The following is a 14,971-nucleotide window of genomic DNA, read 5'->3' on the forward strand; positions in this document are numbered from 1 at the left end:
TTTAGTAACGCTCGTAATCATCGTACTTAGTGACTTCTTTGTAAAGTCGGTATTTCATCTTTACGTACTGGATGAATTCATATTGTGTGGATTTTTGCATGAACTCCTCGCTCACGTTACAAAAATTGATGAACTCGTAAAACTCATCCTCTTTGAGTTGAATGATATCGTGGTCAACGTATTGCTGAAAAAGCTCTTTGAGAAGCTTTCGTTTTTTGTCTTCGTTGATGAGTCTGTAAGCTTCTCGTTTCTTTCGTTCTCTCCTACTAAGCGATGCATATAGAGCCGTAATGGGACTTTCAAGAGCGTTGATTCCAGTTACTTTATACTCTTTTTCATCGTAACCCAGTTTTTCAATATCCTTGTAGATTTCCGCTAAGTCACGCTTAGCAAATACCTCTACCTCTTTGAGTTGCACGCTCAGCTTATTGAGGTGAACAGTGACATCGTAAACATCGCGATAAGTAGAATCTGCAAAACTCAATTTGAATGTTTTGTATCCTGATGCCCCTATTAAAAGCGTATCGTTTTTTCTGATCTTGATTTGAAAAGAACCATTTGGTTCAGCAAAGTTTCCAACTCTAGTTCTTTTGTTGACAACAAATAATGTAGCGAATGCGGTCTCTCCTCCTTCTCCAATTACCTGCCCTTTCACCTTGATCTCCGGTGACTTTTGAGCCAGTGTGGATCCGACCAAAAAGAGCATTGATATGAGTGAGAGAAACTTCATTTAAGGGCTTTGAGAGGATTTGGGTGAATAAACGTGTAATCGAGTTTTTCTTTGAGTTTATCAGAAGAAACGACTCTGAATTTATCGGGCTCATCTCTATTGGAGAATTGAGGAGGAACGAGTCCGGCTGATGTTGCAGCCATCTTATAAAACTCTTTGCGAGACGGATGATGATCACTGCAAGCGTTGAAAACATCACCCCAAATGTCTCGATCAATAATGCGCCATAGGATTTGAATGCAATCATCGAGGTGAATCATGTTTACAGGATTGTCACCGCCTTTTAGATCGCGGAAACCTGCCATGAAACGTCCGGGGATTCTGGCCGGACCAAACAACCCGCAAAAGCGGATTACAGTAGTTTCAAAGTTATCGTTCTTCGTAAACAGTTCTTCCAGCTCGAGCATCACTCTGCCTGAGTGGACACTTTTCATGTATGCTGCATCTTTTTCGTGAACGACATCATTATTTACCGGATAAACGGCTGTTGAACTCACAAATAAGATTTGTTTGACAGGAGATTGTTCTATTACTTCAATCAGTTTTCTGTACCGCTTTTTACTTTGCGGTGTCATAGCGATAATGAGAATATCAGCCTGCAGAAATTCAAGAAAAGCTCCTTCATCGAGGCTTTCAGTATTGATTAAAAAAGGCTTTACTCCTTTTTGACGCAAAAGTTTTTGCTTGACGGTAGTTGTCGTTGATCCGTTGATATCATATCCTTCGGCTATGAGTTTTTCAGCAAGCGGTAATCCTAACCAACCACATCCAAGTATCGCAATTCGCTTTTTCATTCCTGACAAAAATAGTTTTTTCAATTATCCTATTTTCTCAACTTTTGTTAATGTGAACAAAGATGAGACTGGAAACAGAGATTTAAATGCTACTCTTCTTCATTTTCCTCTTCCGCGGCTTTATTTTTTTCCTTCCGCAATCTCGCTTTCTGCCTTACATAATCATCACAATCCAGCTTTTTCTTTTCCTCTTCACTCATAAACCTACGTCTGATTTGGCAAACCAGATGTTCCCAGGTAGCAAAATCTTCCTGATAGGAGATACCAACACCCTGCGTATAAGGCGCCTGATTCTCATAAGCGGGATTGTAAGTGTTTGATCTGTTGAACACTTTACTCCTCACACTTCCGTCTTCACTGATTTTATATTCGAGCAAAAAGTCTCCAATAATTTGTGAACCATCCCGATTTGTGCTCGGATTATCACCCTGTACACCCACGTTCGTTTCCAGCACAACTCGATCATTCAGCAACTGAGTAGATAGTGCGACTTCCACTTCTTCACTTGATATTTGATCTCCCGGCCTGTAATTCACACCAATATCAAACTCATCACTGATTTGTGACAGCCAGTTACTCAACTGATTACTCAACAGTTCAAATGAGTTTTTCCCAAGAGCATTGTTTGTTCCGCCTCCGGGACCGCCTGAACCGTAAGCGACAAACTTGTTGAGAATGAGCAGTGAAAATACCTGTTTGTTTTTGTCACCTGTCTCCATATTAGACAATATGCTTTCTATATCAGCATATTTTTCGGGCAAGTCAAAATCAAATGTCAAATCAGGATTGGTGTAGTCTCCAGTCATGTTCAACAACAAATCGACCGGAACTCTACGCTTGAGCTCATTCGTATCAGCAGTGACAGGTAAATTCAGATCGTACAGATTGGTTCTGAGCGAATAAACAGCTGTAATGTTTGCCTGTCCTTTCATCGGGTCGCCATTCCAGGATATGAAGCTACCCGGTTTAATTGTAAAGCGTTTATTGATCAGATCCTTGAGCGTAAAGAGGTAACTACCTTTGTTGATCTCATAGGTTCCGAATATTTCGAAGTTTCCGTATTCATCGATATCAATCGAAATATTCCCCTCACCGCGCGCCTCGATCAAATCGCCTACAGATTTATCAAAAATTAGCTGAACCATGGCATTCTCACTTACATCGAGGTCTATATCCAGTATAAATCCCTGCTTGATATTGGCTTCCTTGACCGGATTCACTTCAACGCGCTGACTATCACGATCGATGAATGTCACGTAATCGCTCTCGTTCACACTTTCGCTCCCAGTAAGTGGAAGGAAAATAGCGGTATTATCACCTGTTCCGGCATTTACAGTGAGCTGAATATTTCCTCTTGAGCGCGTTTCCAGAGTAACACTGCTTCCCTTGTTCAGGTTGGCTGTTCCGTAGAATAACTCGTTATCTTCCTCTTTCGTGTTGAGAACCTTAAAGCCTTCAGGAGTGGTAATCCAAATGTCGTAATTGAAATTACTGAAATTGTTGTGAATGATGGAAATATTGGACTGAGCCACTCTCCCTTCTTCATCCTTGATTTTGAGTAAGTCGGCTCCAAAAATGCCGTCATCGATGAAAAACTCTCCTTTTTCAATCGAGTATGTGGTATTGAGGTAATCAACCTGAGATGAGAAATCCTTGAGCGTCAAACCACCACTCATTTTTGGGGCACTCGTTTTTCCCGAAATATTCACATTTCCAGACAATGACCCAGAAAGATCAGTGATGAAATCGTCCAGGAACGGTTCGGTGAAGCTTACCGGTAATGACTTCAAGCTCAAGTTGAGATCAATAGCACTGTCGCTTTTTTGCGGATAAATAAACCCGGTCAGATCCATAAGGTGCGTACCTTTCTTCTCGAATCCGGCATCTATCTCAATATCGTTATTTCCAGATCTGTAGCGCGAAACGAGAGAAGCATCTCCAAGGCCAACGTCATTGATAAACAACTCATCAATGGTCATATCACCGTAGATCATAGGTGTTTCGTAAAGATCATTTGCGCTTACTTCTCCATTCAGCTCCCCTCCCAACTCAATAGAATACGGAGCGAGTAAAAGATTAAATAATCTTAGGTCGATTCTATCGCCTTCCAACACAATTGAGTCCTTTGGATTTGGAGAAATTCTACCATTTAAGCTCAACCCCTGACTCTCGTGATAGAACTTGAAGTCCTTAATGACAACAGTATCGTGATCGATTCTGACAAAACTGTTCTCAGGTACTTTCCAAAGTGTATCAGCCAAAGTAAAATAAGAGTTTTCAAAAACGACCTTCAATTCTTTAGGTCCCACAACATTACCCTGTAAATTGAGATCACCTTTATAGTTCTTATCCTCTTGCTCATTATTCCAGTCAACCGATACAATTGCCGAATCTTTTTGAGCGTTTGCACTAATCTTGAAGTTTTTAGCCCAGGCACTATCAGAAAAAGCAATTTTACGTGATGAAAGGTCGAAGTTTACTTCATTAGAGGTTTGTCGGTAAGTTGCAGATACAGGCTGAATGCCGAGTCCGGATATTTCCAGAAATCCGGTTTTGAGATCGAAGTTCAACAGCTTGTTATTCAAATCGAAATTCGATCCAAAGTAAAACGAGTCCATAACGGTAATCTGTGGAACAAGGATTTTAGAGAATTTAGAAAACTCGCTCAACTCAACCGTAAGCTCGAATTGCTCGTCCTCTTCTGGTCGTTCCACCGGTTCTGAATAAGCCGATGGCATTACTTCGTAGAACATATAATTCAGTGCATCGGGGAGTTCAGCAAAGTTGAACTGTCCGTTGACTTTGGCGTCTAAGTTTTCTGATGATAAACGAAGTGTTTTTCCGCTCGCATTTGTACGTGCCGAGAACTCGATTTGCTTGAGTGTGGCCATTTTCTCTTTTTCGGCAACTGTAACAGAATCAACCACAACTTTACCGAGTACATCATCGATCGAGTTTCCTTTGAAGTTGGCATTAACGGCTCCACTCACGAAGAATGACGAGTCTTTTTCCATCCAGTTCAACCTAACGGGATAAGCCTTGATGATGCGGGCTTCAGCTCTGATTTCTGTAGTATCGCGCATTGAAATAAGCCCTCTGAACTCCATTGCCAGGTTTGTGTCGTTGACTGAGAAATTACCGCGAAACATTTTATTAGTGAATCTACCTCCCAGCAGAATATCATTGTAGTTATACCCCATGAACTCCACTTCCTGAATATTTCCATCTAGCTCAGCATCGAGTTTTTCGGGATCGAATTCTTTTCCTTTGACATCGGCAACGAGCGAGATTTTCCCTACAGTTTGCTTTGCATCCACCAACCTGCCCAGGTCAAACTTTTTTGAGATCAATTCACCGCTGTAAGTAAAAACCTCATTTTCATTCTGCGCGAGCTTGATATCAGTTTCCAGTATACCTAAGCGCGTTTTGAGCTTTCCGTTCGCTACAAAATCACTCACAAAACCAGTGAAATTCCCGGTAAACTGCATATTCCCCATTCTGCCAATTTCAGCCGGTACCTGAAGTTTTTGGTCAGATCCGTAGGGAGGAATTGAAATCGTTTGCAAATCTGATCGATTGGTGGAAAGCTGCTTGAGATCCACCATCATGAAAGTGTTTTCAAAATCCGGTAAGCCGTTCATGTTGATATCACCCAGCAAGTGACTCGATTTACCAAAGCGGATATCCATATCATCAGCCTTGAGGTTGCTCACTTTACCTCTCACTTTTCCCGATAAGCGAATTGTATCTCGCCAGCCTGTCAATGTTGGAGCAAAATAGGCGATATCAGCAAAGTTCAGTGTTGACGGTGCAAAATCTCCCGTCATTTTAACGGAATTGATAAAGTCGCTGTAAGCCGCAAGATCATTGTACGAAAAGAGTAAGTCGAAATTGAGATCAGAATTAGGCGTTTTGATTGCCAGGTCCTCTACTTCGGTTTTTTTAGGAGAAAAATGAGCATTCCCGGCAAATCGCTCAACCTCAAATCCCGACCAATCGGCTAGTTGGAGGTTTTGTATATCTCCTAAAATCGTATCTCCGTCAAGACTGAAATCGATTACTGATAAGTTGAGTTTTGAGAGATTTAAGTGACTCCAGTCTATTCCTGAATCTGATCGTAGTACATTGAAATCTCTGTATTTGAACTGGGAGTTTGTGACGTGGATTTCACCTGCAGTAAAGGTGAAAGGCTTGCCGGATGTTGTATCCGGTTCTGACTGTGGTAACTTATTCAACAAATGATTGAGGTTGGTAGTCGTATCTCCTTCTTGCTGTGTTAAATAGAATCGCAAACTATCTGCCTGAAAATACCGAATATTGAGTGCATTTTGAGTCTTTTTGAAACTCAAATCCCAAACGCCCACATCGAGAGATCCCGCATAAAGTAAAGTATCGTTTTGGTCGTCATTTACCTGTACACCTTCGAGTATAACGTGATCGAAAAAGCTGATATCCACGGCTCTGACCGATAGATCAATACCATAATTGGATTTGGCGTAAGAAGCGATCTTTTGCGTGACGAAAGTTTGACCGGGAGGCGTGATCAGCAAAACATAGAGCACCACAAGAAAAAGCACCAGCAAGCCGATTAAGCCTGTGAGCCATTTCAACGCTCTTTTCATATTTTTGCCGACTTTCAAGTTGTTTCTCACCATAATTGGGGGACGCGCAAAAGTACCATAAATGGGTGAACAAGTAGTAATTTTGGGAATTGAATCGTCATGTGACGATACCTCTGCAGCAGTGATTGTTGACGGTGTGGAAATGAGCAACGTTGTCGCGGGGCAAAAAGTGCACGAAGCTTACGGTGGCGTTGTCCCGGAATTGGCTTCCCGTGCTCACCAAAAACACATCATTCCGGTTGTGGACCAGGCATTGAACCAAGCCGGAGTTGAACTGAGTCAGCTATCGGCTATCGGTTACACGCGCGGACCAGGATTGATGGGCTCTTTGCTCGTTGGCGGGTCTTTCACAAACGGTTTATCACTCGCCCTCAAAAAGCCTGTAATCGAGGTGAATCACATGCGTGCGCACATTCTCGCTCATTTCATTCAGAACCTTGAGAAGTCGAGACAAACACCGGAATTCCCGTTTTTGTGCCTGACTGTTTCTGGCGGACACACGCAAATCGTTTTGGTGAAGGATTATTTTGAGATGGAAGTCTTGGGAGAAACAAAGGATGACGCTGCCGGAGAGGCTTTTGACAAAGTAGCCAAACTGATGGGACTTCCCTACCCCGGTGGTCCGGTTATAGACCAATTGGCCAAAGAAGGCGATCCTGATAAGTTTCGTTTTCCCGTTGCTGACATGCCCGATTTTGAATTCAGCTTTAGCGGGTTGAAAACGAATGTGCTCTACAAATTGCAAAAAGGTTCACAATCAGATCCTGACTTCGTAGCCAAAAACAAGGCACACATCGCGGCCGGAGTGCAAAAAGCAATCATCAAAGCACTTCTGCAAAAACTGGAAAGAGCCGCTAAAAAACACGGGATTAAAGATATTGCCCTGGCGGGTGGCGTATCAGCCAATTCTGAACTGCGCGAATCACTAACAGAACTGGGCAAAAAAAATAACTGGAACACGTTTATTCCGCCCTTTGCCTATTGTACCGACAACGCTGCAATGATAGGCATCACGGCCTATTACAGTTTTTTAGAAAAGAATTATGACGGTCAGTACCGACCTCCAAAGGCGAGGATGAAGATGTGAGGCTGAGTCCCGCAGCAAGTGCGTGGATCTAAGTTCATCTAGTCTTTGACTGTGGTCAAAGTACAAGATTTACTAAGAGTTGGGAGTTTGGTGGTTTGTGGGTTTGGAAGTTTGTGAGTAAGTGTAGGTTCTTTACGAAATACCCGGATACCGAGCGAAGTCTTGGTATGAGGGAGTTTTAACCTTAGGACACTTCATGAACCTTAATGACTTAATGTTTTGAAAACCATAAACCATTAAGAAATTAAGCGTCATTAAGGTTTTCAAGAGTTTTATTCTCCAAAAAACGCAGTCGCTAACTCCACTACTCGATTAGAATGTTCAGGCAAAGTTTCTTTGTCCCACGGGTGTTTTCCACCGTAAACGTGTGAAGCTCCTTCAATAATTTCGAGCTCAGCTTGCGGATTAGCATTTTGAATGTCCTTTGCTTCATCTACTCCAACTGTTTCATCGCTTCCTGCATGAATGATCAGTTGTGGAACATTCAGCTTAGATGCATTTTTCAGGATATTGAGCTTCTCGTTCTTTTTGCGGTATTCATCGATCAGATCGCGGTGAAGCGGCATGATTTGATTCGTGCGCGAATTGGGGATTTCCGTTAAACCTTTCTCTTCAAAGTCGCTGAACTGTTTTTCGGAGAAGCGTTTTTCAAGGTCACTGATGCTCGACATTGTCGCCACTTTCTTTACGCGGTTATCCTGAGCAGCTGTAATGATGGCAATGGCTCCGCCTCTGCTGTGAGCCAACAGGTAGATTTTGTTTCTGTCGATATTTTCAGGAAGCTGATCACTGTCCTCGATGTAACTCAACACCGTTTGTAAGTCTGAAAGCTCCTTTTCAAACGTGTTGTGACCAAAAGCATCCAAACCGACAAAGTCTGTCGGATTTTCAACACTGGTACCGTTATGTGAAAAGTTGAATTTCAAATAAGCAAAGCCTTTATCGGCAAAAGCATCAGCGAGCAGATTGAAATGTCCCCAGTCTTTAAAGCCTTTAAAGCCATGAAGGAAAATGATTACAGGTTGATTTTCTTTATTCGGATCGAACCGCAAATCCACAGCAAACGGCCGACCTTCAGCTCCTGGAAGTGAAAATTCTTTTTTTGTCATGATAGGTTAAAATTCAACTTGATATAGTGAGTTAATAAATGCATTTTTTACTCAAATTCAAAAATAACTCTCTTTCTCTTAAATCTCAATTCTACACAGCTTCAAATATTATTATCATCATATTGCTCAGTGAGTATAATGACATCATAGATTATTGTTCTTTGTTCTTTTGTCCTTTGTCTTGATACAAAGGACCTAAAATCAAGTCTCATCAGAGGCGATTTTTCTCCGTCTTCACTACGAAAACCGTAGTCGGATTGTGTGCTCCGCGCTTTGTTCCTCGCTGAACTAGCTAAGTTGAGGATAAAGATTAGTGTTTATTGTGATAGTCTTTCTTTTGTGGAAGATCATAAAGGGTTCCGCTTCGGAACGCGACTACGCACATCCGCTACATATCGCTGACTGATGAGACGCGATCCTACGAATTGAGTTTCTTGATTAATTGTTTGATGTAGAATCGCTTGTTTATTTATTCTCTATAAACCTGAGCCGAGAACGTAATCCAGACTACTCCCGATGTGATTTTGCGAGCGTTTTCGGCCTCGGGAACTGACGCGTAGAATTTCAGCAGAGTGAGCGTACATTTTTGCTTTGCCTGAGCTCAGCCTTCGGATTTTTCGTCAAGAAAAATTCGCTAAAGGCGTTTGCGAGTTCAGTAAAAATAGCGATCGACTGCTAGAAATTCGAGCGAAGTTGCCGTCAGCCTTGATCTTTTCTGTGCTTTTGCATCAAGGTAAAAGCACGAGAATATACGAGTGAAACGAGGATAAGAAATGCTGCTTTCATTTCACTTTGTCTTGACACAAAAGGACTACAAATAATAAATAGCCCCCCTACGCCATTTCAAGCTCAACGCTGCACTCTTCAGCTTTTTCGCCTTCAATCGTGTCGTAGTGCATGTCTTTCATCTCAAACTTTTCTTTTTCGTCATCATACACGAGGCACCTGTCGATTGGGTTCATGTACAGGTGAAGGGTCATGGAGCGACCGTTGTGTATGTTGTGCAGGCTATGATAACCCATGTCATCGTGCATGTAAGAAATATCGCCCACTTTCATGTCAACTGTGCGATCATCGTATAGATTTCCAGAGTCGTCTTCCTTGATGCGAATTTCCTTGAGGTGACCGTCAACCATCAATACCCAGCACTCTTCGCCTCCGTGTCCGTGGATTGGTGTGTCCTGTCCTTCATCCCAGCAAAGGAGAAGCAATTCGTAATCATCGGTGCGGTCGATGCAATTACGCGTGTATTTTTCAGCACACCAACTGGCGTATTTTTCGTAGTCTGATAGTGGTATATCAATACGTTCTGCTAATTCTACAAAATCATTTCCCTTACAACTCGGCAATATTTCAACTAACTCTTCTATCGATGTTATTTTGTTAGACATACAGTGTTTTCCTTATTTTCGGTTCTGACCAAAGGTACAAAAACCTAATTATTCGTTAAAACGGGCACTTTGCCCCTCGGGTTATCTCATTTCCTCACAATACTTATCTTCGAGCTTCAAAATTGAATTCAAACTACGTTATTTTAATATGCTGAAAGAAGATTTAGAGCTCTTTAATGAGATCACGAACAAACTGTTAGAGAAAGAGAAAGAAGAACCTGTAGCTGAACCCATCGATCCCTCAAAACTATTTGAAACGCTCGATTTAGAGCTCGAAGATCAACCTACTGATCAGGATAAATTCCAAAATGCGCTCAAGGAGATTGTCCTCAATACTCCGCGCACTGCAACCAATCAATTTTTCAATCAGCTTTTTGGCGGCCGCAAAGGCAAAGCAGTACTGGGCGATTTGTTGGCCGTAATGCTCAACAACTCCATGTACACGTACAAAGTAGCCGGACCTATGGTTGGCGTGGAAAAAGAGATCATGCACAAAGTGCGCGACCTCGTTGGTTACCCCAAAACTGCTGACGGCACCATTGCTCCGGGTGGCTCCATGACCAACTTCATGGGAATGCTCATGGCCCGCGATAAATTCAACGAATCCATCAAAAATGACGGGGTTTCGCAAAAAATGACACTTTACACCTCTCAGGAATCGCACTATTCCATTCCCAAGAATGCTGCTTTTATGGGTATCGGTCGGAACCAGGTGCGCTATGTCCCAACAGACGATCGCGGCCGGATGGACACAGCTAAACTAAAGGATCTGATCGAAGCGGATAAAGCCGATGGTTGTCACCCGTTTATGGTGATTGCCACAGCGGGAACGACTGTACTGGGAGCTTTTGATCCGATTGATGAGATCAACGAAATTTGCGAGGAACACAACATGTGGTCGCACGTTGACGGTGCGTATTGCGGATCTGTCATTTTCAGTGAGAATTACCGCCACCTGGTGAAAGGCGCACAAAATGCTGACTCGTTCACGCTCAACGCCCACAAGATGTTGGCTGTGCCTCTCTCCTGCTCGATTATCGTGGTGAAGGACAAAAAGTATCTCTACGACAGTTTCTCAAACGATGCCGATTACCTCTACCAAACAGATGGTGACGATTACAACCTGGGGAAGATCTCACTGCAATGCGGTCGCAGGAATGACGCGCTCAAATTTTGGACGCTGTGGAAAGCCGTTGGCACGAGCGGATTGGGAGAATTGGTAGATCACCAGTTTGAGCTTGCGCAAGTTGCGCGCGATTACGTTCGCGATAACAGTGATTACAAGCTCTATAGTTTTGATGAGTCCATCAGTGTTTGCTTCAATTACAAGGATATTCCGGCCGATGTACTCTGCAGCAAGCTGTACAAAAATGCCGAGCTGATGGTGGGTTACGGACAATACGAAGACGAACAGTTTGTCCGCCTGGTGACCATCAACTCCAGCATCTCGAAACAGGATGTTTTGGACTTCTTTGATAGTTTAGAAGCATTTGCAAACGAACATCTAAAATCGGAGGACGAAGTAAAAGCAGACTAATTTTTAAACCCTAAACTCTTTTTATGATTACGAAGCTCGTTGTACTGGGAATTTACGTTGGCATCCTATTCTTAATCGGTTTTGTGGCCTCAAAACGCATCAAAGGTCTGGACGACTTTTACGTGGGCGGCAAAAAAATCGGTTACTGGGCAGTCGCATTCTCGGCACGTGCAACGGGCGAATCGGGTTGGTTGCTCCTGGGTGTTACCGGGATGGGCGCCATAGCCGGATTCAGCGCTTACTGGGTCGTCATTGGTGAATTGCTGGGTGTGGCCATTTCGTGGTTTTTCATGGCCAAGCCTTTCAAGCGGCTGACGGATAAATACAACTCCATCACCATTCCCGATTATTTCGAGAGTCACTTCAAGACCAAAACCCACATGCTGCGGGTGATCAGCTCCTCGGCACTGGCGATTTTCGTGATCATTTACGTGAGTGCCCAAATCGATATTACCGGAAAAGCCTTTGAGGATTTTTTGGGCTTTGACTATTTCACCGGAGCCATCATCGGGTTCCTCATCGTTCTCACTTACATTTTTGTAGGCGGTTTTGTAGCCGTTGTTTGGTCAGATCTCTTCCAGGGCATCATGATGTTCCTCGGTCTCATGGCCCTGCCGATTGTCGCGTACTTCACGATCGATCACTCCGAAAACATCATCGGTGGACTCAACAACATAGATCCGGCTCTGACCAGTATGTGGGGCACATCAGATGATATGTGGATGAACATTTCCACGATGATCGGTTTTGCCATGATCGGACTGGGATTTTTGGGTTCTCCTCAGGTTTACGTGCGGTTTATCTCGGTCAGGAATATCAAGGAGATCAACCAGGGACGCTGGGTTGCCGTGGTTTTTACGCTCCTCACTGATGCTGCGGCTGTGACGATTGGTATTTTGGGACGCTACCTCTTTACGGAGGCCGGTCAGGATCCCGAGGCGATTCTGGGAAATTCCGGTGAAGATGTGCTCACGATGATGGTGAGCGATGCGTTTCCGCTCGTGATTACGGCCATTTACGTGGCGATTATCCTCTCTGCGATTATGTCAACGATTGACTCGCTGCTGGTTGTGGCATCGAGCGCGATTACCCGCGATTTTTACCAACAGATTTTCCGCCCCGATCTCGATCAAAAGGATTTGGGTACGATGTCGAGACTAGTAACGCTCGGAATGGCTTTACTGGCACTGGGAGTCGCAATTTCCGTAGCGCTGATATCCCCTACCCGAACCGTCTTTTGGTTCAGCATTTTTGGTTGGTCGGGCATTGCCGCGACTTTTTGTCCCGTTATGATTCTGTCGCTGTTTTGGAAAGCTTACACCGAGCGCGGAGCCATAGCCTCCATGATTACGGGTTTTGCATCAGTTCCGTTTTTCAAGTTTTACGTTCAGAACCTGGACGGCATCGGGAAGTATTTTGAAGCGATTGACGTGATGGCGCCATCCTTTGTAACGGCTTTCATAGCCGGCTTCATCGTCACCAAGCTCTTCCCCAGCAAACCGATTGAAACGGAGATCATCCCGGATCATCCTAAGGAGGGTGTTGGGTAGGTTTTTTGTGAATTACTTTAGAGTTTAAGACGTGGGGTTGAACTTGGTTTAATATGAAATAAAAATTTATAAAAAAAAACTACTACCAAAGTATCTAACGATTTTTCAAACGTGTTACACGTTTATGCTTTATTTCAATTAATTTAGAACTCTTTTGAAATACTTGCGAATTTTCAGAAGTAGGCTAAAAAAAATAATCACTTATAGCTGTCGCTTAGCTGGATTATTTTTTATAATTCATTTTCTATTTTTTCAAACATTATGAGAGTATTGTCAACATATTTTCTAGCCGTTCCTGATGATGATTGTTTGAATAAATTGATTTTCTCTTTTATATCTTTTACTTCTGGAATATCTTTACCCTCAGGTCTCACTATTTTAAACCAATTTATATTTGTGTGAGTTATACTTCCACATTTTAAAGTGGTTTTATCCTCGAATAACATCTTTTCAAGTATCTTTAACTCCTTTTCGTCTGCAATCTTTGATAAATAGCTATCTATACTATTATGTGCTACAATACCCATGTAGTTAACATCTTCTTCCATTAAATATGCATCAATAATAGGTTGTCCAAAATAAATTTGTTCAGATTTATTTAAACTAACCTCACCATGTGCAATTGCACCCTTAAGTGGTATCTGATTGTTAAATGCTGTTGTGAAAATCCATCGAGTTGACAAAAGAAAATATCTTAAATTATCGAAACTGTCATTTTTAGAAAAAATGACAATTGAGTCAGAAAAGCTAACAACGTATACTTCTGCATCCTTGTACTTATCAGAAATAGTATCATGCTCGGGCGCTTTTTCAACAAGTTTTTTTCCCTTTGAAATATGGTTCAAAGTTTCATAAATATTCTCATGTGATTTTCTCATAACCATATCTTTAAATCCCAAGATATCCAAAAACGCTACGAATCTTTTATCACTTGTTTTCCAATTAGTCTTTTCATTAGTCTTTTTTGCCATCTTCAATCTTTCTAATTATGCACAACGTTTCGCAGCTAAGAAACTTGGAACTTTCGAAGTGATTAACCTCCCTTTCTTTATAAATTTAGCCACGAAGAACGAACCTGGCTGTTTACCACTACCTGCCCCATGTTTTCTTAGGTGCTGTTGGCACACGTTTTTTATTTTCAGTTTACTTCAAAAAACTCTTTGGGTGTATTCATTTGACTTCCGAGATAAATCTTTTTCTTCTTTATTGCTCCTAAAAGGGTCAACTCGAAATCAACTTGTCGACTGTCAAAAGTCGCAGGTGTCCAAAAGTTGAAATTTTTTATCTCATCAATAAACTGCTGGTCCATTGTTTCGTTACCAGTTGACTTAAATACCCAAGCATCTGTAATCTCACCTTCACAAGTCAGGACGAACTTGAATACTATTTTTCTATTGTCCGTTTTGATTTTCCCAATTTTGTCTCTGAAGTAGTCTTGTATAGTCTTACTGTTTGTATACTTAGGTGCGACTCCTTTTTCTTTAAAAAACGGAGAGTTTTTGAAAATACTATCTGGTCTACAGGCGTCATAGTCGCCTTGTGTAAATATTTCTTGTCCTGTAACAGACAATGATAATAGCATTGCTAAAAGTGTAAGGATTCTCATATTCTTAATGTGTGCCAACTACCTAGTAAGTTTACAAAAAGTAATATTACTCCTCATAAATGGTTTTAAGTTGACTTTTTGTTGTTGTAATTTCTTCCTTCATAATTACTAAATTATCACGTAACTACCAACATCTCCCTTTAATATGTTTTATTAACTGATGAATATAAGCTCTTTTGGAGCAGGGATTAGGGAATTGCAATGTAAAGACTGGCCTCCCTCCTGGCAATTGTGAGCTGGATGTAGAGAGTTTAAAGTTTAAAAAGTTTAGTGTTTAAGGTTTAGAAATGAAAGGTGTTTACGGGGAATGTGTTGAGAGTGTGGGTTGGCTTTTGGTTGGGTTAAACAAAGTGCCAATCCTGCTCTACCGCGTGATTTTAACGTGTGTTTATTAATTGGAGTGTTATTTCATAGCCCTTTGTTCCCGCTGTTTTAAGCGGGATTTCGAGTAAACTCTCAACTTGACACAAAGGACGTAAAAGTCAAGTCTCATCAGAGGCGATTTTTCTCCACTGAAGTTCCGAAAACCGCAGTCGGATTGTGTG

At 42.1% G+C, this 14,971-nt stretch carries 10 protein-coding genes; 3 read left to right on the forward strand and 7 right to left on the reverse strand.

Annotated elements, in window-relative coordinates:
- Position 1 precedes the first annotated feature (1 nt).
- The 3 genes from F3059_RS04450 to F3059_RS04460 all read right to left on the reverse strand — a co-directional run bounded on the left by F3059_RS04450 (position 2) and on the right by F3059_RS04460 (position 6,146).
- Positions 2-730 (reverse strand): hypothetical protein, encoded by a 729-nt coding sequence (locus tag F3059_RS04450; protein ID WP_151166893.1) that lies wholly within the window; start codon positions 728-730, stop codon positions 2-4.
- Positions 727-1,524: an SDR family oxidoreductase gene (locus F3059_RS04455; protein WP_151166894.1), complete on the reverse strand. Its 798-nt coding sequence runs from the start codon at positions 1,522-1,524 to the stop codon at positions 727-729. The genes F3059_RS04450 and F3059_RS04455 overlap by 4 nt, the downstream gene beginning before the upstream one ends.
- Positions 1,525-1,613: 89 nt before the next feature.
- The gene (locus tag F3059_RS04460) at positions 1,614-6,146 is read right to left on the reverse strand and encodes a translocation/assembly module TamB domain-containing protein (RefSeq protein WP_170265039.1); all 4,533 of its coding nucleotides are present in this window, start codon (positions 6,144-6,146) and stop codon (positions 1,614-1,616) included.
- 61 nt (positions 6,147-6,207) lie between these two features.
- Here F3059_RS04460 and tsaD point away from each other — a divergent pair, with 61 nt between their 5' ends.
- Entirely contained in the window at positions 6,208-7,233 is a 1,026-nt protein-coding gene (gene tsaD / locus F3059_RS04465) for a tRNA (adenosine(37)-N6)-threonylcarbamoyltransferase complex transferase subunit TsaD (RefSeq protein WP_151166898.1), read from the forward strand.
- A 272-nt stretch (positions 7,234-7,505) separates the two neighbouring features.
- Here tsaD and F3059_RS04470 read toward each other — a convergent pair whose 3' ends face one another.
- On the reverse strand, positions 7,506-8,342 hold the full coding sequence (locus F3059_RS04470) for an alpha/beta hydrolase family protein (RefSeq protein ID WP_151166900.1): 837 nt from the start codon (positions 8,340-8,342) through the stop codon (positions 7,506-7,508).
- Positions 8,343-9,175: 833 nt separating this feature from the next.
- On the reverse strand, positions 9,176-9,733 hold the full coding sequence (locus tag F3059_RS04475; RefSeq protein ID WP_151166902.1) for a cysteine dioxygenase: 558 nt from the start codon (positions 9,731-9,733) through the stop codon (positions 9,176-9,178).
- Positions 9,734-9,881: 148 nt separating this feature from the next.
- Between F3059_RS04475 and F3059_RS04480 the strand changes: the two genes are divergently transcribed.
- Positions 9,882-11,270: a pyridoxal phosphate-dependent decarboxylase family protein gene (locus F3059_RS04480; protein WP_317132360.1), complete on the forward strand. Its 1,389-nt coding sequence runs from the start codon at positions 9,882-9,884 to the stop codon at positions 11,268-11,270.
- Positions 11,271-11,293: 23 nt separating this feature from the next.
- Entirely contained in the window at positions 11,294-12,820 is a 1,527-nt protein-coding gene (locus F3059_RS04485) for a sodium/proline symporter (protein ID WP_151166904.1), read from the forward strand.
- Between the two features lie 230 nt (positions 12,821-13,050).
- On the opposite strand, the gene F3059_RS04490 is transcribed toward F3059_RS04485, so the two are convergent.
- The gene (locus F3059_RS04490; RefSeq protein ID WP_151166905.1) at positions 13,051-13,791 is read right to left on the reverse strand and encodes a hypothetical protein; all 741 of its coding nucleotides are present in this window, start codon (positions 13,789-13,791) and stop codon (positions 13,051-13,053) included.
- A gap of 167 nt (positions 13,792-13,958) precedes the next feature.
- Positions 13,959-14,426: an energy transducer TonB gene (locus F3059_RS04495; RefSeq protein WP_151166907.1), complete on the reverse strand. Its 468-nt coding sequence runs from the start codon at positions 14,424-14,426 to the stop codon at positions 13,959-13,961.
- Positions 14,427-14,971: the final 545 nt, after the last annotated feature.

This window comes from Salibacter halophilus (genome assembly GCF_008806325.1).
In the GTDB taxonomy this organism is placed as follows: Bacteria; Bacteroidota; Bacteroidia; order Flavobacteriales_G; family Salibacteraceae; genus Salibacter; species Salibacter halophilus.

Excerpts from the sequence above, each read along its gene's own strand:
- F3059_RS04450 (WP_151166893.1), bottom strand. The coding sequence starts at position 730 with ATGAAGTTTCTCTCACTCATATCAATGCTCTTTTTGGTCGGATCCACA.
- F3059_RS04455 (WP_151166894.1), bottom strand. The coding sequence starts at position 1,524 with ATGAAAAAGCGAATTGCGATACTTGGATGTGGTTGGTTAGGATTACCG.
- F3059_RS04460 (WP_170265039.1), bottom strand. The coding sequence starts at position 6,146 with ATGAAAAGAGCGTTGAAATGGCTCACAGGCTTAATCGGCTTGCTGGTG.
- tsaD (WP_151166898.1), top strand. The coding sequence starts at position 6,208 with ATGGGTGAACAAGTAGTAATTTTGGGAATTGAATCGTCATGTGACGAT.
- F3059_RS04470 (WP_151166900.1), bottom strand. The coding sequence starts at position 8,342 with ATGACAAAAAAAGAATTTTCACTTCCAGGAGCTGAAGGTCGGCCGTTT.
- F3059_RS04475 (WP_151166902.1), bottom strand. The coding sequence starts at position 9,733 with ATGTCTAACAAAATAACATCGATAGAAGAGTTAGTTGAAATATTGCCG.
- F3059_RS04480 (WP_317132360.1), top strand. The coding sequence starts at position 9,882 with ATGCTGAAAGAAGATTTAGAGCTCTTTAATGAGATCACGAACAAACTG.
- F3059_RS04485 (WP_151166904.1), top strand. The coding sequence starts at position 11,294 with ATGATTACGAAGCTCGTTGTACTGGGAATTTACGTTGGCATCCTATTC.
- F3059_RS04490 (WP_151166905.1), bottom strand. The coding sequence starts at position 13,791 with ATGGCAAAAAAGACTAATGAAAAGACTAATTGGAAAACAAGTGATAAA.
- F3059_RS04495 (WP_151166907.1), bottom strand. The coding sequence starts at position 14,426 with ATGAGAATCCTTACACTTTTAGCAATGCTATTATCATTGTCTGTTACA.